This is a genomic window from Streptomyces sp. NPDC002958, assembly GCF_055563255.1.
Window position 1 is genome coordinate 17,834 of record NZ_JBVHDS010000008.1, and the last position, 22,250, is coordinate 40,083.

Here is a 22,250-nt window from a genome sequence, read left to right on the forward strand (position 1 = left end):
GGGGCGACACGTCGGCGGAGGCACTCCTGACCGGCCGGGAGAAGCTGCCCGACGTGCCGGATGTGGTGAAGGTGGAGTATGCGAAGCCGCGCTGGAGCGGCGGTCCGGCCGGTCGCGGCGTGAGTGCGGCGTGAGTGGGGCGTGGAGGCGTGATGCGAACCAGCGACGAGATCTATCACCGGGTCCGCTGGGACCCGCGGTTCGACCCGGCCCGGTTCGTGCTGGGGATCAGCCAGCGCGGGGATGCCTGTAAACGCATCCCGCTGCCTTCATTCGTACCCGGGGGCGACATCCCGTGGCACCGGGTGGTGTTCATCGAGGCGGACGGCGAGGTGGTCTGGGACCGGGCCACCGGCGTGGACCGCATCGATGCGTCGGGCGCCGGCCGGGTGCGGGACCCGCAAGCGGACCTGAGCTTCGGTACGAGCTCCGGCATGGGCGATCCCGTCGGCGTCCTCGACGTGCCCCCGACGGCCCGCACAGCGGTGGCCTGGGTCCCGCCTGCGGAGCTGTGGCCGCCGATCCAGGACATCCGCCGGGATTACGATCCGCAGATCCACCGGTGGCCGCCGCACGTCAATGTGCTCTTCGGCTTCGTGCCGGAGTCCGACTTCGAGCGGGCTGCCCCGCTGCTCGCCGCGGCGACGGCCGAGACGCCGGTCTTCACCGCCCGGCTGGACGGGGTGCGCACCTTCCGGCACAGGGCGTACTTCACCGTGTGGCTCGACCCGACGGCAGCCGGCCAGGCGCCGTGGGCCCACCTGCACCGCCTGCTGCAGCAGCGGTTCCCGCGCTGCAGTGGGCCCGCCAAGAACTTCACCCCACATCTGTCCCTGGGCCGGACCCGGGATCCGCGGCGAGTCACCGCCGACTGTGTCACCCGGCTCGACACCATGACGGCGACGGTCTGGGAACTCGTCCTGCTCTCACGCAGGGGCGACGGGCCGATGCGGCCACGGGCCACGGTCGCTTTGCGAACGGGCGAGGTCCGCCGGCTGCCCGGGCCCGGCGTCGGAGCGCCGGGCCCGGAGGATACGGCATGGCTTTCCGGGATCACCGACAGATGAGGCCATGGCCAGGTGGGGCAAAGCGTCGCCGGACAACAGCTTCCTAGCCGCTCCGACCGGCCTCCTCGACGAACGTCTTGATGCCCTGGGGCCCCATCCGTGTGCACGCTCGGACCATCGGCGTATTCCAAAACGTCCTCCTCACACCGGAGTTGCTGATCATTCCGAAGATGAACCATGGGTGAAACAGGCCCTGGCCCGGCTGTGTTCCCGGCGGGCCGGACGGCGCTGCTCAAGCGCCGTCACCACAGGAAACGGGCAGTCTCCGAGGCCGGGAATGCGCTGTCGGTGGGAACCGATACCGTCGGAACATGTCCAACATGGCCGTCCTCGAAGGTGTGCTTGAGCGCATCACCTACGCCAACGAGGAGAACGGGTACACCGTCGCCCGCGTCGACACCGGTCGGGGCGCGGGTGATCTCCTCACGGTGGTCGGTTCGCTGCTCGGCGCCCAGGTGGGGGAGTCGCTGCGGATGGAGGGGCGCTGGAGCTCGCACTCGCAGTACGGCAAGCAGTTCACGGTGGAGAACTACACGACGGTGCTGCCCGCCACCATCCAGGGCATCCGCCGCTATCTCGGCTCCGGCCTGATCAAGGGCATCGGCCCGGTGATGGCGGACCGGATCACCACCCACTTCGGCGTCGACACCCTCGACATCATCGAGCAGGAGCCGAAGCGGCTCGTCGAGGTGCCCGGTCTCGGGCCGAAGCGGACGAAGATGATCGCCGCGGCCTGGGAGGAGCAGAAGGCGATCAAGGAGGTGATGGTCTTCCTCCAGGGGGTCGGCGTCTCCACCTCCATCGCCGTCCGTATCTACAAGAAGTACGAGGACGCGTCGATCTCCGTCGTGAAGAACCAGCCCTACCGGCTGGCCGCCGACGTCTGGGGCATCGGCTTCCTCACCGCCGACAAGATCGCGCAGGCCGTCGGCATCCCGCATGACAGCCCGGAGCGGGTCAAGGCCGGGCTGCAGTACGCGCTGTCGCAATCCACCGACCAGGGCCACTGCTTCCTGCCCGAGGAGCGGCTGATCGCCGACGGGGTGAAGCTGCTCCAGGTCGATACGGGGCTGGTCATCGACTGCCTCGCCGAACTGGCCGAGGACCCGGAAGGCGTCGTACGGGAGAAGGTGCCGTCGCCCGAGGGCGGTGAGCCCATCACCGCCGTGTACCTGGTGCCCTTCCACCGTGCCGAGATCTCCCTCGCCTCCCAGGTGCAACGGCTGCTGCGGACGCCCGAGGAGCGGATGCCGGCCTTCGCGGACGTGGACTGGGACAAGGCGTTGAGCTGGCTCGCGAGCCGCACGGGGGCGAAGCTCGCCCCGGAACAGGAGGCCGCGGTCCGGCTGGCGCTCAGCCGTAAGGTCGCCGTCCTGACCGGTGGGCCCGGCTGCGGGAAGTCGTTCACCGTCCGGTCCATCGTCGAACTGGCGCGCGCGAAGCACTCCAAGGTGGTGCTGGCCGCGCCCACCGGGCGGGCGGCCAAGCGGCTCTCCGAGCTGACCGGGGCCGAGGCGTCCACCGTTCACCGGCTGCTGGAGCTCAAGCCGGGCGGGGACGCGGCGTACGACCGGGACCGTCCGCTGGACGCCGATCTCGTCGTCGTCGACGAGGCGTCGATGCTGGATCTGCTGCTCGCCAACAAGCTGCTGAAGGCGGTGGCACCCGGTGCCCATCTGCTGCTTGTCGGGGACGTCGACCAGCTGCCGTCGGTCGGCGCGGGAGAGGTGCTGCGCGATCTGCTCGCCGACGGCAGCCCCGTTCCGGCGGTCCGGCTGACCACGATCTTCCGCCAGGCCCAGCAGTCCGGAGTCGTCACCAACGCGCACCGGATCAACTCCGGCGTACCGCCGCTCACTCAGGGCCTCAAGGACTTCTTCCTTTTCGTGGAGGACGAGACGGAGGACGCGGGCGTACTCGCGGTGGACGTCGCCGCCCGCCGTATCCCGGCCAAATTCGGGCTGGACGCGCGGCGTGACGTACAGGTCCTCGCCCCGATGCACCGCGGCCCGGCCGGCGCGGGCACGCTCAACGGGCTGCTCCAGCAGGCCATCACCCCGGGCCGGCCCGACCTGCCCGAGAAGCGGTTCGGCGGCCGGGTCTTCCGGGTCGGCGACAAGGTCACCCAGATCCGCAACAACTATGACAAAGGGGAGAACGGCGTCTTCAACGGCACGGTCGGTGTCGTTACCGCCCTTGACCTGGACGAACAGAAGTTGACCGTTCTGACGGACGAGGAGGAGGCGATCTCCTACGACTTCGACGAGCTGGACGAGCTGGCCCACGCGTACGCCATGACGATCCACCGCTCCCAGGGCAGCGAGTACCCGGCCGTCGTCATCCCCGTCACCAAGAGCGCCTGGATGATGCTCCAGCGGAACCTGCTGTACACGGCTGTGACCAGGGCCAAGAAGCTCGTCGTGCTGGTCGGCTCGCGGCAGGCGATCGGCCAGGCGGTCCGCACGGTTTCCGCAGGCAGGCGCTGTACGGCGCTGGATTACCGGCTGTCAGGGGGCCTGGGCGGAGAATCCCCGGACAAATGATCGATCAAATCGGTGGGAAACATCACGGAGGCCTTCCGGAACCGGAGTCGAGGGGGCAGGATGAGTAAGCTCGCGGCACTCAGTGCCGCGAGTAGGTCCAATGGACGACCTCGAGTGCACTCTCCTGAGCCAAATGGGGGAGGGTGGAGACAGTCAGGGAACCTCGAAGAAGAGGCACTACGTCGGTGAGGGATGACGTGAGCGACAACTCTGTAGTACTGCGGTACGGCGATGACGAGTACACCTACCCGGTGATCGACAGCACCGTCGGCGACAAGGGCTTCGACATCGGGAAGCTCCGGGCCAATACGGGCCTGGTCACGCTGGACAGCGGATACGGCAACACCGCAGCGTATAAATCCGCCATCACCTATCTCGACGGTGAGCGGGGCATCCTGCGCTACCGCGGCTACCCGATCGAGCAGCTCGCCGAGCGCTCGACGTTCCTCGAGGTCGCGTACACGCTCATCAATGGTGAGCTTCCCAAGGTCGACGAGCTGTCGACCTTCAAGAACGAGATCACCCAGCACACGCTGCTGCACGAGGACGTCAAGCGGTTCTTCGACGGCTTCCCGCGCGACGCCCACCCGATGGCCATGCTGTCCTCGGTCGTCAGCGCGCTGTCCACGTTCTACCAGGACAGCCACAACCCGTTCGACGAGGAGCAGCGTCACCTCTCGACGATCCGTCTGCTGGCCAAGCTGCCGACGATCGCCGCGTACGCGTACAAGAAGTCGATCGGCCACCCCTTCGTCTACCCGCGCAACGACCTCGGGTACGTCGAGAACTTCCTGCGCATGACCTTCTCGGTCCCCGCCCAGGAGTACGAGCTGGACCCGGTCGTCGTCTCCGCGCTCGACAAGCTGCTCATCCTGCACGCGGACCACGAGCAGAACTGTTCGACCTCCACCGTGCGTCTGGTCGGCTCCTCGCAGGCGAACATGTTCGCCTCGATCTCCGCCGGTATCTCGGCGCTGTGGGGCCCGCTGCACGGCGGCGCCAACCAGTCGGTGCTGGAGATGCTCGAAGGCATCCAGGCCAACGGCGGCGATGTCGACTCCTTCATCCGCAAGGTGAAGAACAAGGAGGACGGCGTCCGGCTGATGGGCTTCGGCCACCGCGTCTACAAGTCCTTCGACCCGCGCGCCAAGATCATCAAGGCCGCGGCCCACGACGTGCTGTCCGCGCTCGGCAAGTCCGACGAGCTGCTCGACATCGCGCTGAAGCTGGAGGAGCACGCGCTCTCCGACGAGTACTTTGTCTCGCGCAACCTCTACCCCAACGTGGACTTCTACACGGGTCTGATCTACCGGGCCATGGGCTTCCCGACCGAGATGTTCACCGTGCTCTTCGCGCTCGGTCGGCTCCCCGGCTGGATCGCCCAGTGGCACGAGATGATCAAGGAGCCGGGTTCCCGCATCGGTCGCCCGCGCCAGATCTACACCGGCGAGGTCCTGCGTGACTTCGTCCCGGTCGAGGGCCGCTGAGCCCCGTACCGCCCCTGCACCACCCCGGCCGCCGAGGCCGGTCGTCTTCGCCCCGAGTACCGCGCTTTCGCATAGAGCGCGGTGTCCGGGGCGATTTGCGTGTCCGGTCCTGCGCGGCACTGGTGCGCCGGGCCGACAGCGAGAAGCGCCCCGCCGTCGATCCCCCCACGGGCCGACAGCGAGGCGCTTCCCATATCCCGGAGCGGATTCCCCCCACGGGATCCGGCCGGGCGTCTGTGGGAGCCGAAGCTCCTGGGTGTTCCTCGGCGTTGCGTTGTGAACTGCGCTTTTCACTTGTACTTCGCGTGCGGTCTGCCGGGGTACGTACGCACGGGAGGGCCGCTCAAAGCACCCCGGTGCACGTGCCCCGGCCAACGCTTGCCCGAAGCATCCCCCAAGACGCTTCGACGGACATCCCCCAAGACATCCATGGCATCGCACTCTTAGACTCGCGAACCCGCCGAATGGTTACCCTGAAATCGGTGTGATCTAGGTCTCTTTGTGGAAGTTACGTGAAGGCGCGCAACCGCAGGCTGTTCGTCACGACGAAGACCGATGAGAACGCCATCGCCGCTCCGGCAATCATAGGGTTGAGCAGGCCAAATGCCGCAAGGGGCAGGGCGGCTACGTTATAGCCGAATGCCCAGAAGAGGTTGCCCCTGATGGTGGCCAGGGTGCGCCGGGAAAGCCGGATCGCATCGGCTGCCACCTTGAGATCTCCACGAACGAGGGTGAGATCGCTCGCCTCGATCGCGGCGTCCGTGCCGGTTCCCATCGCCAGTCCGAGATCGGCGGTAGCGAGGGCGGCCGCGTCGTTGACCCCGTCGCCGACCATGGCGACGGAGCGCCCCTGGGCCCGGAGCCGCTCGATGACGTGGACCTTCTCCTCGGGCAGGACCTCCGAGTGGACCTCGTCGATCCCGACGGCGCGGGCCACGGCGTCCGCCACGGCCCGGTTGTCGCCGGTCAGCAGAACGGGACGGAGGCCGAGTTCGCGCAGCTCGGCGACGGCTGCCGCGCTGGACTCCTTGACCGCGTCGGCGACGGCGAGGACACCGCGCGCCTGCCCGTCCCAGGCGACCGCGATCGCGGTACGGCCACGGGCCGCCGCGTCCGCCACTGCGCCGGACAGGGTGTCGGGGACGTCGATGCCCGCGTCGGCCAGCAGCTGCGGACGGCCGACCAGTACCCGGTGTCCGTCGACCGTGCCGCGTACGCCGAGGCCCGCGACGTTGGCGAAGTCCTCGGGGGTGGGGAGGGGGCCGCCGACGCGTTCGGTGACTCCGGCGGCGACGGCCTGGGCGATGGGGTGCTCGGAGGAGTGCTCCAGGGCGCCGGCCAGCCGCAGGAGCTCGGTCTCATTGGTGCCGGGTGCGGGGTGGACGTCCTGGAGGGTCATCCGACCGGTGGTGACGGTGCCGGTCTTGTCGAGGACGATCGTGTCGACGCGACGCGTGGTCTCCAGGACCTCCGGGCCCTTGATCAGGATGCCGAGCTGGGCGCCGCGCCCCGTACCGACCATGAGGGCGGTGGGGGTGGCCAGGCCCAGGGCGCAGGGGCAGGCGATGATCAGTACGGCGACGGCGGCGGTGAACGCGGCAGTCACGTCGCCCGTGACGAGCAGCCATGCGATCAGGGTCGCCAGGGCGAGCACCAGCACCACGGGGACGAAGACCGCGGAGATCCGGTCGGCGAGGCGCTGCACCTCGGCCTTGCTGCTCTGTGCGTCCTCGACGAGCTTCGCCATCCGGGCCAGCTGGGTGTCGGCGCCGACCCGGGTCGCCTCGACGACGAGCCGGCCGTAGGTGTTGACGGTGGCCCCGGTGACGAAGTCGCCCACGCCCACATCGACCGGGACGGACTCGCCGGTGAGCATGGAGGCGTCCACGGCCGATGTGCCCTCGACGACGGTGCCGTCAGTGGCGATCTTCTCGCCGGGGCGGACGACGAAGCGGTCGCCGACGGTGAGCCGGGCGACGGGGACGCGTACCTCGGTGCCGCCCCTCAGGACGGAGACGTCCTTCGCACCCAGGTGCACCAGCGCGCGCAGCGCGGAACCGGCCTTCCGCTTGGACTTCGCCTCCAGGTAGCGGCCCAGCAGGATGAAGGCGATGACGCCGGCGGCAACCTCCAGATAGATGGTGGAGGAGGCTCCGTCGCGTGAGACGGTGAAGTCGAAGCCGTGCCGCATCCCGGTCATGCCCGCGTCGCCGAAGAACAGCGCCCACACGGACCAGCCGAAGGCGGCGAGGGTGCCGACCGAGACCAGCGTGTCCATGGTGGCCGCGCCGTGCCGGAGATTGGTCCAGGTGGCGCGGTGGAACGGCAGTCCGCCCCAGACGACGACGGGGGCGGCGAGGGTGAGGGAGAGCCACTGCCAGTTGTCGAACTGGAAGGCGGGGACCATCGCGAGCACGACGACGGGGGCGGCGAGGACGGCCGAGACGATCAGGCGCTGACGCAGCGAGGCGAGGGCGTCGGCGGCCTGCCGCTCGGCCGGGTCCTCGGCGTCGATGCCGGTCTCGGCGCCGGTTTCGGGCGCGGGCTCGGCCTCGGCTTCGGGTGCGGCTTTGGGGGCGGCTGCTGTGCCGGTTGCGGTCCCGGTCCCGGCCCCGGCCCCGGCCCCGGTCCCGGCCCCGGTTGCGGTCCCGGTCCCGGCCCCGGCCCCGGCCCCGGTCCCGGCCCCGGTTGCGGTCCCGGTCCCGGCCCCGGTCTCGGTCCCGGCTCTGGTCCCGGCCCCGGTCGGGCTCCCGGTGGCCTGCTCGGGGCGGACTCGGGCGCTGTGCGGGGTGCCGCTCCCGGGTGCGGACGCGCCGGCGCCTTCCGGCGCGACCCGTGCGGCGTCCGGTGCGGGGGCGGGAGGTGCCAATTCGGGGCGGTGTACCGGCTGTGCTGTGTAACCGGCCTGCTCGACCGTGGCGATCAGATCCGCGAGGTCGGTTCCCGGACCGAAGTCGACGCGGGCCTTCTCGGTGGCGTAATTCACGGTCGCGGTGACGCCGTCCATCCGGTTGAGCTTCTTCTCGACGCGGGCCGCGCAGGAGGCGCAGGTCATCCCGCCGATCGCGAGTTCGGCGCGCGAATTCCGCGCTGTCGGTGTCGCGGCCTCTGTTGCGCTGTGCATGTCCGAACTCCTGAAATACCGACCGGGCCGTACCCCACCAGTATCTGCTGGTCGGTCCGGCCCGGCGGTAAAAGGGGTGATACGGGTGTATCCGTTGCATGCGGCTGCATCTGTCGTATCGGGTGCGCCCGGAGCTGTCGTATCGGGTGCGCCCCGGAGGTGATCAGGCCCTGCCGGCGAGCTCGTAACCGGCCTCGTCGACCGCTGCGCGCACGGCGTCCTCGGCCAGCGGGGCCCGGGAGACGACGGTCACCCGGCCGGTGGAGGCAACGGCCTTCACCGAGGTGACACCGTCGATGCCGGAGATCTCCTCGGCGACGGCGCCTTCGCAGTGTCCGCAGGTCATGCCGGACACCTGGTAGACGGTGGTCACATCTCCCGCAGGGGTGCCGGACTCCGCACCGTCGTGGCAGGAGCCGCTGGGCGAGCAGCAGGAACCGGTGGCCTGGGGGAGCTGGGTCTCGGCGGTCATGGTGTTCTCCTCTTCGACGAGCGCAAGGGTGTGGTGTCGGGAGCCCCGGGTGACCCGGTGTGCCCCACACTCATCACATTATACCCCTAGGGGGTATGAATGCGAGTGCCCCCGCTGCCCGCCGCGCGCTCAGTGCCAGGGACCGCAGCCGGGCCGGCGCGACGAGTGTGAGCACGACCGTGTCGCCCACCGGGAAGAGGGTGAACAGATGTTGCTGCTTCTCGGTGGGGGCCGGATGCATCCCTGTGGTGGGGCCGGGACGTATCCCTGCGCGAAAAGCGCGCGGCTCAGGCCGGTGTCGGTGAGTGTCGGTGACCCGGCGACGAGCCGGATCACGATGCCGTGCATCGAGTCCTGGAGCGAGTGCAGCACGGCGACGCCGAGGTACGTGGCGATCACGGGCGCGGCGAGGTGGAAACGCCCGTTCGGCCTCCGGAGGGAGAGACAGGACGCCACCGGCGATCGCCGTCCAGAGGCCGTGCCCGAAGTCCAGAGGCCGTGCCCGAACGGGTGCGAGCACCCGCGCAGCACCTTGGTCTCCAGCAGGGCACGCCCCGCTGGCCGTACGGGGCCGGAGGTGTCAGTCCCTGCGCCCGCGATTGCCGGGTCTCGATGCGACCCAGGCGCGGATCGTGTCCGCGTACCAGTAGGGCTTGCCGCTCTCCACATGGTCCGGTAACGGGAGATGGCCGTGTTTGCGGTAGGACCGGACGGTGTCCGGCTGCACCCGGATGTGCGCGGCAATGTCCTTGTAGGACCAGAGACTTCTGTCCGTCATAGGTGACACCTCTCTGCGCCGCAGCGGCAGCCGGGAAGGCCATCGGGGGAGCCGCAGCACGGACGCTGACGATCACTCAACCTGTGCACGGTGCAACGAAAGGGAGCCTGTTCAGGGGAGGGGTTGTCGAGCGTCTGTTACGGAACACCCGCGTAATGGAGACATGTGTGACGTGAGGGTGATCTCTGTGACAGAAGGCATGCATGTGCCCGAGGGGGGTGCGGGTGAGGGGGCCGCTGTGCGGTGTTACACCGGCGGACGGGGGAGAGAGGTCGTGCCGGCCGGTCCCGCGTGCCAGAGCGCCGACCAGGTGACCGGGGTGACCAGGCCGTCCGGCACGAGCGGCGGGTGGTCCGCCTGGAAGCGCTGCACGGCGAGGAGGGTTCGCGGTCCGAAGGTTCCGTCGACCGCGGACCACGGCAGGTAGTGGCGGTTGGCCAGCATGCACTGCACCTGGGAGACCTGTTCGCCCTGCTCGCCGTACATGGTCGGCCCGGTGCCGTCGTAGAAGACGCAGACCGCGCTGGAGCCGGGCGGTGGCGGCGGGTTGTGCTCGTCGGCCCGGGCGCCCGGGGCGGCGGAGAGGGCAGCGGTCAGGACGGCGGTGAGGACGGCGGTGAGGGTGGCGGCTGGGGCGGCGGTGTGTTGGCCCGAGGGCCGGGCCGCCCTGCGGGACGACAGCAGCTTCCGGATCATGCTGAGTTGCTCCTGGTGAGGTGGTGGTGCGTGCGGTGGTGGTGCGCGGCCGAGGCCACGCACCGGCTTCTCACCGAGGACAACACCGCCTACCGGTACTCCGTCACTTCCGCCGGCTGCTCGGCGTGTCAGGCAGCTCGGTGCGGGCTGCCGCAGGAGCGGAGGAAGGCGCGGGTGCGGCGGGCGATGGGGAGGGGTTTGTCGGGCGGGCACGGATACATGTCCTGCTCGACGATGGCGAAGAGATCGACGTCCAGCTTGCGGGCGGCGGCGAGTACGGGCTCCAGCGCGGGCACCCCGCCGGGCGGTTCACACATCACTCCGCGTGCCACGGCGGGCCCGAACGGCACCCCGTCGGCCACGACCTCGGCCAGGACCTCGGGGTCGACCTGCTTGAGGTGCAGATAGCCGATCCGTTCGCCGTAGGTCTCGATCAGCTTGACGCTGTCGCCGCCGCAGTAGGCGTAGTGGCCGGTGTCGAGGCAGAGCGAGACCAGGTCGGGATCTGTCGCGTCGAGGAAGCGGCTGACGTTCTCCTCGCCGTCGATATGGGTGTCGGCGTGCGGGTGGACGACGATGCGCAGCCCGAAGCGGTCCCGCACCTCACGGCCCAGCCGGTCCATCTGGGTGGTGAGGTCGCGCCACTGCTGCGCGGTGAGACTGCGGTTCTCCAGGACCTCGCCCGTCCTGTCGTCGCGCCAGAACGACGGGATGACCACGAGATGTCTGGCGCCCATCGCCCGGGTGAGTGCCGCGATGTCGGCGACATGCGCCCAGGTCCGTTCCCAGACGTCCGGCCCGTGGTGCAATCCGGTGAAAACGGTGCCGGCCGAGACCGTGAGCCCGCGGCGCCGGGTCTCGTCGGCGAGGCGGGCCGGGTCCGTCGGGAGGTAGCCGTACGGGCCGAGCTCGATCCATTCGTAACCCGCCTCGGAGACCTCGTCGAGGAAGCGCTGCCAGGGCACTTGGTGCGGATCGTCGGGGAACCACACCCCCCACGAGTCGGGTGCCGAACCGATGCGGATACGGGCCGGAGCCAATGCGGAGGAGATCATGCCGCCCAGCCTTCCGGCCACGGGGACGGGTGTCAATTATTCGTCCGTATGTCCGGACAAAGCGTTGACAGGGTTCCTGGGGAGGGCTAGACCTGGGAGCAGCCGCCCGGTCGCCGACCGAAGGGATGCACATGCCTGAGTTGTACGACGTGATCACCATGGGTCGGATCGGCGTGGATCTCTACCCCCTGCAGACCGGTCTGCCGCTGGCCCGGGTCGACACGTTCGGGAAGTTCCTCGGCGGCTCACCCGCCAATGTCGCCGTCGCCGCAGCCCGCCTCGGCCGGCGGACCGCGGTGGTGACCCGCACCGGCCGGGACGCCTTCGGGGAGTATCTCCACCACCAGTTGCGGGAGTTCGGGGTGGACGACCGGTGGGTGACGCCCGTCGACGGGTATCCGACGCCGGTCACCTTCTGCGAGATCTTCCCGCCCGACGACTTCCCGCTCTACTTCTACCGGCAGCCCAAGGCACCCGACCTGGAGATCCACGAGCCGGAGCTGGACCTCGACGCGGTGCGGTCCGCCCGGGTGTTCTGGATGACGGGCACCGGGCTGTGCGCCGAACCGAGCCGCACATCGACTCTCGCCGCACTGCGGGCCCGCGACCGGTCCGGCATCACCGTCTTCGATCTCGACTGGCGCCCGATGTTCTGGAACACCGCGGAAGAGGCCCACCGGGGCGCGGCCGGCCCCACCGCCCGGTACCGCGAGGCCCTCGCCCATGCCACCGTCGCCGTCGGCAACCTCGACGAGTGCGAGATCGCGACCGGCGAGCGCGAGCCGTACGCGGCCGCCCGCGCCCTGATCGCCGCGGGCGTCGAGCTCGCCGTCGTCAAACAGGGCCCCAAGGGCGTACTCGCCGTCCACCGCGACGGCACGGTGGCCGATGTCCCGCCGCTGCCCGTCGAGGTCGTCAACGGCCTCGGCGCCGGCGACGCCTTCGGCGGGGCGCTCTGCCACGGGCTGCTCGCGGGGTGGGGGACCGAACGCGTCATGCGGTACGCCAACGCCGCCGGTGCCATCGTCGCCTCCCGGCTCGCCTGCTCCTCCGCCATGCCGTTCCCGCACGAAGTCGAAGCGGCCCTGGCCGAAGGTGCCGTCGTCTCCCGTCCCTCCGGAGCCGCCCCGTGACGCCCCCGGCCTCCTCGATCTCCGAACTCGTCCACCTGCGCATGCGCCACCCCGAGGCCGTCGCCGAAGCCGCCGCGGGACGCCGCAGACGCCCCCTCGTCGGCAGGGACGGACGCCTGATGATCGTCGCGGCGGACCATCCGGCCCGCGGCTCCCTCGCCGTCGGCGGTCGCGAACTGGCCATGGCCAACCGTTTCGAGCTCCTGGAACGGCTCTGCCTCGCCCTCTCCCGCCCCGGCGTCGACGGCGTCCTCGCCACCGCCGACATCCTCGACGACCTGCTGCTCCTCGGCGCGCTGGAGAACAAGGTCGTCATCGGCTCGATGAACCGCGGCGGACTCGCGGGCGCCGCCTTCGAACTCGACGACCGTTTCACCGGCCACCGCCCCGAGGACCTCGCCCGGCTCCGCTTCGAGGCGGGCAAGCTGCTGCTCCGTATCGACTACGACGACCCCGGTTCGCTCGACACCATGCACGCCACGGCCCGTGCCATCGACGCCATGGCCGCGCACCGGCTGCCGGTCTTCGTCGAGCCGTTCCTCTGCCGCCGCATGGACGGCCGCGTCCGCAACGACCTCGGCGCGGAGGCGGTCACCACCTCGATCGCCATCGCCTCGGGACTGGCCGGAACATCCGCGTACACCTGGCTCAAGGTCCCCGTCACCGAGAACCCCGACGACATGGCCCGGGTGATGGAGACATCGACGCTGCCCTCCGTGCTGCTGGGCGGCGAGGTGGGCGACGACCTGGACGGCGCCTTCGAGAAGTGGCGCATGGCGCTTCGACTGCCCACCGTGCAGGGCCTGGTGGTGGGGCGTTCGCTGCTCTATCCGGCCGACGGCGAGGTGGCCGCGGCCGTCGACACGGCCGTATCGCTGCTGGAGCCCGGAAGAACGGGCGGGGACGGGGGACCGGGTAGGGAATGGGTATGACGACGCACAATGAACCGCGGTACCACATCGGCGCCGGGAGCGCGGCGAGCGGCCCCTACGCCCTCGACATCGACCCGAAACGCGCCGGCTGGGACCGGTCGAGCCTGCGTGTGCTTGAACTGGGGCCGGGTGGAATTCACACACTTGTCACCGGGGAGAGCGAGTGGATCGTCCTGCCGTTGACCGGTGGCTGTACGGTGCACGCCTCAGGTGAGATCTTTGAACTTCTGGGCCGGGAAAGTGTGTTCAGCGGGGTATCCGACTTCGCGTACGTACCGCGTGACGCCCATGCACAGATCGCCTCCGGCGCAGGAGGCCGCTTCGCCCTGGCAGGAGCGAAGTGCGAGCGACGACTCCCCGCTCGTTACGGCCCCGCGCCGGAGGTTCCCGTCGAACTGCGCGGTGCCGGGAACTGCTCCCGCCAGGTCAACAACTTCGCCGCCGCCGACACGTTCGAGTGCGACCGGCTGATCGCCGTCGAGGTCCTCACCCCGGGCGGCAACTGGTCGTCCTACCCGCCGCACAAGCACGACGAGCACCGCCCCGGCGTCGAGTCCGTACTGGAGGAGATCTACTACTTCGAGGTGGAGAACGACGGCCTGGGCTACCACCGGGTGTCGCCGTCGAGGGACGGCGGTACGGATGTCCTCGCCGAGGTCCGCAGCGGAGACGCGGTCCTGATCCCCGACGGCTGGCACGGTCCGTCCATCGCCGCCCCCGGCCGCACCCTCTACTACCTCAATGTGATGGCCGGCCCGGGGGAGGAGCGGGAGTGGCTGATCAGCGACCACCCCGACCACGCCTGGATCCGCGACACCTGGCCGTCGCAGCCGGTGGACCCCAGACTCCCGCTCCACGGACCGGAGGCGACCTCGTGAGCGCACCACCCAGCCGCAGGCTCACCACCGCCCAGGCCCTGATGTCCTTCCTGTCCCGCCAGTACACCGAGCGCGACGGCCGCCGACAGCGGCTGATCAGCGCCACCTGGGGCATTTTCGGCCACGGCAACGTCGCCGGAATCGGTCAGGCGCTCGTCGAGTCGGGGCGTGCGATGCCCTATCTGCAGGGCCGCAACGAGCAGGCCATGGTGCACGCCGCGGTCGGCTACGCCCGCCAGTCCGGACGGCTCTGCGCACACGCCGTCACCACCTCCATCGGCCCCGGCGCCACCAACCTCGTGACCGGCGCCGCCCTCGCCACCATCAACCACCTCCCCGTCCTCCTCCTGCCTGGGGACACCTTCGCGACCCGGCCCGCCGACCCCGTGCTCCAGCAGCTCGAAGTTCCGTCCGCGGGCGACATCTCGGTCAACGACTGTCTGCGCCCTGTCTCCCGCTACTTCGACCGGATCACCCGCCCCGAGGCCCTGATCCCGGCCGCCCTCCAGGCCATGCGGACCCTCGCCGACCCCGCGGAGACCGGCGCGGTCACGCTCGCGCTGCCGCAGGACGTGCAGGCCCAGGCCTACGACTGGCCTGAGGAGTTCTTCGCCGAGCGCATCTGGTACGTACGCAGGCCCGCCCCCGATCCGCACGAGCTCGACCGGGCGGTGCGGGCCGTGCGCACCGCCCGCCGGCCGCTGATCGTGGCGGGCGGCGGCGTCCATCACAGCGCGGCGGAGGAGACCCTCGCCGCGTTCGCCGCCGCCACCCGCATCCCCGTCGCCTCCACCCAGGCCGGCAAGGGCTCCCTGCGCCACGATCACCCCGCCGATGTCGGCGGCATCGGCCACACCGGCACCGCGACCGCCGACGAGCTGGCCCGCGCCGCCGACCTGGTGATCGGCATCGGCACCCGCTATTCCGACTTCACCACCGCCTCCGCCACGCTCTTCGCCGACCCGGAAGTCCGCTTCCTCAACCTCAACATCACCGGCTTCGACGCACACAAACTCGGCGCGCTCCCGCTCGTCGCCGACGCCCGCACCGCTCTTGAAGCCCTCACCGCCGAGCTGGCCGCCCGCAACCACCGCGTCGACCCGTCCTACGAGACCGAGTACACCGAGGCCAAGGCGAAATGGGAGCAGCGCGTCACCGCCGCGTTCGCCGCCGACGACCCGCACGCCCGCCCCACCCAGGCCCAGGTCCTCGGCCTGCTCGACACCCTGGTCACCGAGGACGACATCCTGATCAACGCGGCCGGCTCGCTCCCCGGCGACCTGCACAAACTCTGGCGGGCCCGCTCCCCTCACCAGTACCACGTCGAATACGGCTACTCCTGCATGGGCTACGAGATCCCGGCCGCGATCGGAGTTCAGCTGGCCGCCCCCGGCCGCCCCGTCTGGGCCCTCGTCGGCGACGGCACATACCTGATGAACCCCACCGAGATCGTCACCGCGGTGCAGCAAAAACTCCCCGTGAAACTGGTCGTCCTCCAGAACCACGGCTACGCGTCCATCGGCGGCCTCTCCGAGACGGTCGGCGGCGAGCGTTTCGGTACGGCCTACCGCCACCGCGCCGCGGACGGCACCTTCACCGGCCCCCCGCTCCCCGTCGACCTCGCCGCCAACGCCGGCTCGCTGGGGATGCGGGTGCTGCGCGCCAAGACCGTGCGTGACCTGCGCGAAGCCCTTGCCGAGGCGCGCACGGCGGACCGTCCTACTTGTGTCTACGTCGAGACCGAAACGGCAGACACAGTGTCGGGCCTCCCTCCGGCGCAGGCGTGGTGGGATGTTCCCGTAGCCGAAACGGCCACCCGGCCGTCGGCCGTGAAAGCCCGGGAAGAGTACGACCGTCACGTCGCCGACCGACGCCACCACCTCTGAAGGAGTTCTGTCATGAAGACCGTCAACCACTGGATCGGTGGCAAGACCGTCGAGGGCGTGTCGGGCAACTACGGCCCGGTCACCGACCCGGCCACCGGCGCCGTCACCACCCAGGTCGCACTGGCATCGCTCGAAGAGGTCGACGCGGCGGTCGCCGCCGCGAAGGACGCCTACGCCACCTGGGGCACGTCCTCGCTGGCCACCCGCACCGCGGTCCTCTTCCGCTACCGCGCGCTGCTCGACGCCCACCGCGACGAGATCGCCGCGCTGATCACCGCCGAGCACGGAAAGGTGCACTCCGACGCGCTGGGCGAGGTCGCCCGCGGTCTGGAGATCGTCGAGCTGGCCTGCGGCATCACCACCCAGCTCAAGGGCGAACTGTCCACCCAGGTATCCAGCCGGGTCGATGTCTCCGCGATCCGTCAGTCGCTCGGTGTCGTCGCCGGCATCACCCCGTTCAACTTCCCGGCCATGGTGCCGATGTGGATGTTCCCGCTCGCCATCGCCTGCGGGAACACCTTCGTGCTCAAGCCCAGCGAGAAGGACCCGTCGGCCGCCAACCTGCTGGCCGAGCTGGCCGCCGAGGCCGGTCTGCCGGACGGTGTGCTGAACGTCCTGCACGGCGACAAGGTCGCCGTGGACGGCCTGCTCAACCACCCCGACGTGGCAGCGGTCTCCTTCGTGGGCTCCACCCCGATCGCCCGCTACATCCACGCCACCGCCTCCGCCAACGGCAAGCGCGTCCAGGCGCTCGGCGGCGCGAAGAACCACATGCTGGTACTGCCGGACGCGGACCTCGACGCCGCGGCCGACGCCGCCGTCTCCGCCGCGTACGGTTCCGCCGGTGAGCGCTGCATGGCGATCTCCGCGGTCGTCGCGGTCGGCTCCATCGCCGACGAGCTCGTCGCCAAGATCAAGGAACGCGCCGAGAAGATCAAGATCGGCCCCGGCAACGATCCGACGTCCGAAATGGGCCCGCTGATCACCGCCGCCCACCGCGACAAGGTCGCCTCCTACGTCACGGGGGCCGCCGCCCAGGGCGCCGACGTCGTCCTCGACGGCACCGGCTTGACCGTCGAGGGCTTCGAGGACGGCCACTGGATCGGCCTCTCCCTCCTCGACAACGTGTCCACCGACTCGGACGCGTACAGGGACGAGATCTTCGGCCCGGTCCTGTGCGTCCTGCGCACCGAGACGTACGAAGAGGGCGTGGCCCTCATGAACGCCTCGCCGTTCGGCAACGGCACCGCGATCTTCACCCGTGACGGCGGCGCGGCCCGCCGCTTCCAGTTGGAGATCGAGGCCGGCATGGTCGGCGTCAACGTGCCGATCCCGGTGCCGGTGGGCTACCACTCCTTCGGTGGCTGGAAGGACTCCCTCTTCGGCGATCACCACATCTACGGCAACGACGGCGTGCACTTCTACACCCGCGGCAAGGTCGTCACCACCCGTTGGCCGGACCCGGCCGACGCCCCGGCGGGCGTGGACCTGGGCTTCCCGCGCAACCACTGACGTCACCGACGCCCCGCACCGGCCCGTACGGATTCGCGATCCGTGCGGGCCGGTCCGCGTTCGGCTCCGGCGACGGAACATCCGGGTGGGGCTCCGACCGCATGCTCGTCCTTGTTGCGCTCACATGCGACGCAGACCCACGTACTGGAGCCCGCCCATGCCTGCCACCGTCAGGCCCTGGAACACGATCCATCCGTTACCGACCCCGGTCGCGGTCAGTGCGTCCACGGCGACCGCCGCGACGCCGGCCACGGCCCAGGCCATGTTCAGGGTGATGATGACGGCGACCGAGCCGCGGCTGATGTTCTCCTGCCGGGAGACGACCAGCACCCACAGGGCGTACACCGTGAGGAACACGCCCACCGGGTACTGGACCGAGGGGGACACGCCGAGGAACGAGTCCAGGACCGTGGCGAGCACGAGGTAGCCGAGGCCGTTCGCACCGGTGAGGATCACGTCCGCCACGAGGGCCAGTCGGAGGAGGCTGTCGGAACGGGCGGTGTCCGTCGAGGGGACCGTACCCGCGTTCCGGGTCGACATCATGAGGTCTTCCTTCCATGGTCATGCGGTCGCGCAGGCAACGAACAGCCGCCGGTCGCGCAGGGCAGGCAGGTGGGCCCCGGGACGCTGTCGTGTCGTCCTCGGCGGTCCGTGCCCGTACGGGGACGTTAGGGACGGGCGGGGTGCCGGCTCAATTACCTTCCAGGTAATGGCCGACCGGTGCGGGGCCGACGGGTGGCGCGGGAGCCGGAAGGCCTCGCCTCGCGGGTCCGCCCATGCGGAGGGAGCGGCCGCGATGACTCGACCAGGCACTCGGCGTCCTGCAGCGAGGCGTGAGAGCCCATGCCGGTCATCGGTGTCTGCACGTGCGCGGCGTTTTGGACGAGCGTGAGGCGACGCGGATTTCGCCCCGCAGTCGGCGTCCTCCGAGTGGATATCCAGGTGCCGGAGGCATCTGTTCTCCTGCACCCTGGATGTCATGACCGCACCACCGAGCAACGAGATCCGCGCCCAGCACACGGATACGACCGTCACCGTCTACCAGGCGTACTCCCCGTTCATCGGTCTTCCCGCCGTGCGCGACGGGCGCTTCCCGGATGCCTGGAAGCGCGACCGCATGACATGGATCAAGCCGAGTTTTCTGTGGATGATGTACCGCTGCGGCTGGGCCACGAAGGAGGGTCAGGAGACCGTCCTGGCCGTCGAGATCACCCGTGAGGGGTTCGACTGGGCCCTGGCGAACTCCGAACTCTCGCACTACGTAAGGGGAGTTCACCTCGACCGTGCCACCTGGCAGCGCAACCTGCGCCGGAGCCCGGCCCGTGTCCAGTGGGATCCCGAGCGCGACCTCCGCCTGGACCGGCTTCCGTACCGTTCTCTCCAGCTCGGGCTCTCCGGTGAGGCGGCGCGGCGGTACGCGGATGAGTGGACGGTGTCGATTCGTGACGTCACCCCGCTCGCCCGGCAGATCCACGGACTGGTGTCGGCCGGGCGGCTCGATGACGCGGCGGAACTCCTGCCGCGGGAGTCGCCGTACCCGTCGGCCGGAGCCGCGTTCCCGACGGGGGGACAGCTTGACCCGTCACCCGGCCAGAAGGGTTAATGCCCCATAAGGGACATATCTGGCGTTACGCTCCGCGCATGACCCACCATGCCATCCCTCTGGCGGCGTCCGGCCTGAAGATCGACTGGGCCAGGATGCCGACGTACAACACGATCATGGCGGTGGCCGCCGGCGCCGGGCTGTTGCTCGTGGTGGCGCTGGGGCGTCAGCTCCTCACGCCCGCGCGCACCATCACCCCCGACGGCTGGGTGCTGGCGTTCGGGGCCATCGGCTTCACTCTTGTCACCACCGGCCTCCATATGACCCTGACCTGGCCGCTCGCCGGGCAGGGCTTCCCGTTCGACAACGTCATCTTCGGCGAACCGGCACTCGCCTTCGGCGTCTTTCTGCTGGCCGCGTCCTTCTACCTCTGGAAACGCGGCGCCGAACTCAACAGCGCCGACCGCATCGTCCGCACGGCCCGTGTCGCCTCGCCCATCTCCGTCTTCGTGTTCGGCCTCGGGCTCGCCTGCTTCGGGATCGCCGCCGCGGGCTGGAAATACACCCTTTTCGCCGCGCCGCCCGAGGAACCCATCTCCGGAGAGTTCGCGAAGTGGCCGATGCTGGAAGCGAGTTTCATGTCCGGGCTGTATGTCCTGGTGGGCATCGGCGCGCTCCTGTTCCCGTTTGTGCTGCACCGGCCCAAGAGCTGGATGGGCCCGGTCATCGGAGTTGTCTGGGGTTTGGCCGGACTGGTGTTTTTGCTCTTCGGCGGGCTCAACTACTTCACCCACATCGGCCTGATCGTCAACACCATGTGAAGGACATCGCGTCCTGAGTTCGACCTTCGGCCGATTCCCCGGCCTTTGTTGCCGCATCGAGACCCATCCGCAACGTCTTCGTCTGCTTCTCGGCCCCGTCTCGCGCGTCACATTCACAAGTGCTGACACGACGATGTTGGGGGCAGGGCATGGAACGCCGGACAGGGAAGTACATACGGACATGGCAAGGGGCACTCGTTGTGCTGCTGGCGGGCGGGGTGCTGCTCACCGGGTGTTCGGCGACGTCCACCGAGAGCAAGTCCGCCACTGGCCACCGGGGCGCACCCGCCCCCGCGCCCGCCGCGTCGGGCGGTGCGGCCGACAGCGACGGCTCGAAGGGTGCGGACGGCTCGAAAAAGCAGCAGGACGGGCTCCGGGAGTCCGTGTCACCCGACTACCTGTCCACCTTCGCCCTGGACGTCGACACCGCCTCGTACGGGTACGCGCGCCGCACCCTCGCCGACGGCGGCCTGCCGGAGGCGACCACCGTGCGGCCCGAGGAGTTCGTCAACAGCTTCCGCCAGGGCTACCGCCGCCCGGCGGGCAACGGCTTCACCGTGAACGTCGACGGTGCCCGCGCCGGGGTCGGGTCCGACGGCTGGTCGCTGGTACGGGTCGGCCTGGCCACCCGGGCCGCCCCCGCCCGTGACGAACGCCCGCCCGCCGCACTCACCTTCGTCGTCGACATCTCCGGCTCCATGGCCGAACCGGGCCGTCTCGACCTGGTGAAGAAGTCCCTGGGCATCCTCACCGACGAACTCCGTGACGACGACTCGATCTCCCTGGTCACCTTCAGCGACGAGGCGAAGACGCTGCTGCCGATGACCCGGCTGCGAGACCATCGCGGCCAGATCCGCGACAAGGTCGACTCCATGGAACCCACCGACTCCACCAATGTGGGAGCGGGTATCCGCCGCGGGTACGAGGAGGCGGTCGACGGCCGAGTCAAGGGCGCCAACAACCGGGTCGTCCTGCTCTCCGACGCCCTCGCCAACACCGGCGAGACCGACGCCGAAGCCATCCTCGAACGCATCGACTCCGCCCGCCGCGACTACGGCATCACCCTCTTCGGCGTCGGCGTCGGCAGCGACTATGGCGACGCGCTGATGGAACAGCTCACCAACAAGGGTGACGGCCACACCACGTACATCGCCGACGAGGCCCAGGCCCGGAAGGTCTTCGTCGACCAGCTGCCCGCACACCTCGAACTGACGGCGCGCGACGCCAAGGCCCAGGTCGCCTTCGACCCGGAGACCGTCCAGGGGTTCAAGCTGATCGGATACGAGGACCGGAAGGTCGCCGACGAGGACTTCCGCAACGACCGCGTCGACGGCGGCGAGGTCGGCCCCGGCCACACGGTGACGGCGCTCTACGCCGTACACCTCAGGGACGGCGCCTCTGGGCATGTGGCGACCGCGACCGTACGCTGGCTGGACCCCAAGACCCGGGCGCCGCACGAGCAGACGGGGTCGGTCGAGGCGAACGCGGTCGACGGCCCGCTGTGGGGCGGCGACAGCAAGCGGCTCCAAGTGGCCGCGGTCGCCGCGTACTTCGCCGAGGCGCTGCGCGGCGGCAAGCTGCCGGGCGCGCCCGGACTCGGGGAACTCGCCTCACACGCGAGCAAGTTGGCGGCGGACACCGAAGATGATTCGGTACGGAAGCTGGCGACCGCGATCGAGCAGGCCGGCCGGCTCAAGGGCGGCGGGGGCGACAGCGGGTCCGGAGGCGTGCCGGAGGGCGAGATGGACTGACCGGGGGAGGCGCCGGGCCGCACGAGCCCACGCAAGCGGGCTGTGCGGCCCGTCCGCCGACGCCATGATGCGCACCGTGTCCTCCTGCCGGGGAGGAGCCAAGTGGGCTGCGCCTCAACGGCATTCGTGGAACCGACTACGGGATGGTCCCCCGGCCGTGAGGATGACGGACGATCAGATCAGGTCTCCGGCAGGTCCTCGTCGGCCGCCAGCGCAGGAACGCGACCGGGAGCTCTCCGTACCTCCTGCCACGCCGCACCTCCCTCCTGCCACGCCGCACCTCCCTCCTGCCACGCCGCACCTCCCTCCTGCCACGCCGTACCTCCCTCCTGCCACGCCGCACCTCCCTCCTGCCACGCCGTACCTCCCTCCGGCCACGTCCGACCGACGACGACGGAACATCCGGCCGGTTCCGGCGGGATTGCGTCCCACCCGCGTGGAGGAGCTGTGACGGCCCGGCCCAGAACGCAACCCTTGGCCGCAGCCGTCGGTCTGAGTCTTCACAGCGCCGGTGCCGTGCCGGTGCAGTGCCGACGCACCGCGCACCCCTCAATCCCTGAATGAACACCCAC

General features: G+C 70.0%; 16 protein-coding genes and 1 pseudogene. 11 read left to right on the plus strand and 6 right to left on the minus strand.

All coding sequences use genetic code 11. The annotated features are described in order from the left end of the window. Positions 1 to 152 precede the first annotated feature (152 nt). The 3 genes and pseudogenes from ACZ3IC_RS16430 to ACZ3IC_RS16440 all read left to right on the plus strand — a co-directional run. Positions 153 to 1,040, plus strand: a pseudogene (locus ACZ3IC_RS16430) (RNA repair domain-containing protein); the annotation flags it as partial. Positions 1,041 to 1,378: 338 nt separating this feature from the next. Beyond that, complete coding sequence (gene recD2 / locus ACZ3IC_RS16435) at positions 1,379 to 3,610, plus strand: SF1B family DNA helicase RecD2 (RefSeq protein ID WP_467416752.1); 2,232 nt, start codon at positions 1,379 to 1,381, stop codon at positions 3,608 to 3,610. 197 nt (positions 3,611 to 3,807) lie between these two features. Further along, positions 3,808 to 5,097 (plus strand): citrate synthase, encoded by a 1,290-nt coding sequence (locus ACZ3IC_RS16440; RefSeq protein WP_467416755.1) that lies wholly within the window; start codon positions 3,808 to 3,810, stop codon positions 5,095 to 5,097. A gap of 508 nt (positions 5,098 to 5,605) precedes the next feature. On the opposite strand, the gene ACZ3IC_RS16445 is transcribed toward ACZ3IC_RS16440, so the two are convergent. The 5 genes from ACZ3IC_RS16445 to ACZ3IC_RS16465 form a co-directional block, all read right to left on the minus strand. After that, on the minus strand, positions 5,606 to 8,221 hold the full coding sequence (locus tag ACZ3IC_RS16445) for a heavy metal translocating P-type ATPase (protein ID WP_467416758.1): 2,616 nt from the start codon (positions 8,219 to 8,221) through the stop codon (positions 5,606 to 5,608). Positions 8,222 to 8,384: 163 nt separating this feature from the next. Beyond that, the gene (locus tag ACZ3IC_RS16450; protein ID WP_467416760.1) at positions 8,385 to 8,693 is read right to left on the minus strand and encodes a heavy-metal-associated domain-containing protein; all 309 of its coding nucleotides are present in this window, start codon (positions 8,691 to 8,693) and stop codon (positions 8,385 to 8,387) included. Between the two features lie 580 nt (positions 8,694 to 9,273). Continuing rightward, complete coding sequence (locus ACZ3IC_RS16455) at positions 9,274 to 9,471, minus strand: MarR family transcriptional regulator (protein ID WP_467416762.1); 198 nt, start codon at positions 9,469 to 9,471, stop codon at positions 9,274 to 9,276. A gap of 246 nt (positions 9,472 to 9,717) precedes the next feature. Continuing rightward, positions 9,718 to 10,167: a peptidoglycan-binding domain-containing protein gene (locus tag ACZ3IC_RS16460; protein ID WP_467416763.1), complete on the minus strand. Its 450-nt coding sequence runs from the start codon at positions 10,165 to 10,167 to the stop codon at positions 9,718 to 9,720. A 128-nt stretch (positions 10,168 to 10,295) separates the two neighbouring features. Beyond that, complete coding sequence (locus ACZ3IC_RS16465) at positions 10,296 to 11,222, minus strand: sugar phosphate isomerase/epimerase family protein (protein ID WP_467417185.1); 927 nt, start codon at positions 11,220 to 11,222, stop codon at positions 10,296 to 10,298. A 131-nt stretch (positions 11,223 to 11,353) separates the two neighbouring features. Between ACZ3IC_RS16465 and iolC the strand changes: the two genes are divergently transcribed. From iolC to mmsA, 5 genes are read left to right on the plus strand one after another with little or no spacing between them, the layout of a single operon-like run. Then, positions 11,354 to 12,355 carry a 5-dehydro-2-deoxygluconokinase gene (gene iolC, locus ACZ3IC_RS16470; protein WP_467416766.1) on the plus strand — a complete coding sequence of 334 codons (1,002 nt, stop codon included), beginning with the start codon at positions 11,354 to 11,356 and terminating at the stop codon, positions 12,353 to 12,355. Next, complete coding sequence (locus ACZ3IC_RS16475) at positions 12,352 to 13,287, plus strand: Cgl0159 family (beta/alpha)8-fold protein (RefSeq protein ID WP_467416768.1); 936 nt, start codon at positions 12,352 to 12,354, stop codon at positions 13,285 to 13,287. The genes iolC and ACZ3IC_RS16475 overlap by 4 nt, the downstream gene beginning before the upstream one ends. Beyond that, positions 13,284 to 14,165: a 5-deoxy-glucuronate isomerase gene (iolB, locus tag ACZ3IC_RS16480; RefSeq protein ID WP_467416769.1), complete on the plus strand. Its 882-nt coding sequence runs from the start codon at positions 13,284 to 13,286 to the stop codon at positions 14,163 to 14,165. The genes ACZ3IC_RS16475 and iolB overlap by 4 nt, the downstream gene beginning before the upstream one ends. A gap of 41 nt (positions 14,166 to 14,206) precedes the next feature. Further along, positions 14,207 to 16,051, plus strand: a complete 1,845-nt coding sequence (gene iolD, locus ACZ3IC_RS16485; RefSeq protein WP_467417187.1) for a 3D-(3,5/4)-trihydroxycyclohexane-1,2-dione acylhydrolase (decyclizing) — start codon at positions 14,207 to 14,209, stop codon at positions 16,049 to 16,051. A 12-nt stretch (positions 16,052 to 16,063) separates the two neighbouring features. Further along, entirely contained in the window at positions 16,064 to 17,563 is a 1,500-nt protein-coding gene (gene mmsA / locus ACZ3IC_RS16490; protein WP_467416771.1) for a CoA-acylating methylmalonate-semialdehyde dehydrogenase, read from the plus strand. Between the two features lie 120 nt (positions 17,564 to 17,683). Here mmsA and ACZ3IC_RS16495 read toward each other — a convergent pair whose 3' ends face one another. Further along, positions 17,684 to 18,106: a hypothetical protein gene (locus tag ACZ3IC_RS16495; protein ID WP_467416774.1), complete on the minus strand. Its 423-nt coding sequence runs from the start codon at positions 18,104 to 18,106 to the stop codon at positions 17,684 to 17,686. 436 nt (positions 18,107 to 18,542) lie between these two features. On the opposite strand from ACZ3IC_RS16495, the gene ACZ3IC_RS16500 reads away from it, so the two are divergent. The 3 genes from ACZ3IC_RS16500 (at position 18,543) to ACZ3IC_RS16510 (ending at position 21,678) form a co-directional block, all read left to right on the plus strand. Continuing rightward, a complete protein-coding gene (locus tag ACZ3IC_RS16500) occupies positions 18,543 to 19,166 on the plus strand; it encodes a DUF4291 domain-containing protein (protein ID WP_467416776.1) in 624 nt (207 codons plus the stop codon). 38 nt (positions 19,167 to 19,204) lie between these two features. Next, positions 19,205 to 19,927 (plus strand): DUF981 domain-containing protein, encoded by a 723-nt coding sequence (locus tag ACZ3IC_RS16505; protein ID WP_467416778.1) that lies wholly within the window; start codon positions 19,205 to 19,207, stop codon positions 19,925 to 19,927. 149 nt (positions 19,928 to 20,076) lie between these two features. Further along, complete coding sequence (locus tag ACZ3IC_RS16510; protein WP_467416780.1) at positions 20,077 to 21,678, plus strand: vWA domain-containing protein; 1,602 nt, start codon at positions 20,077 to 20,079, stop codon at positions 21,676 to 21,678. Positions 21,679 to 22,250 lie beyond the last annotated feature (572 nt).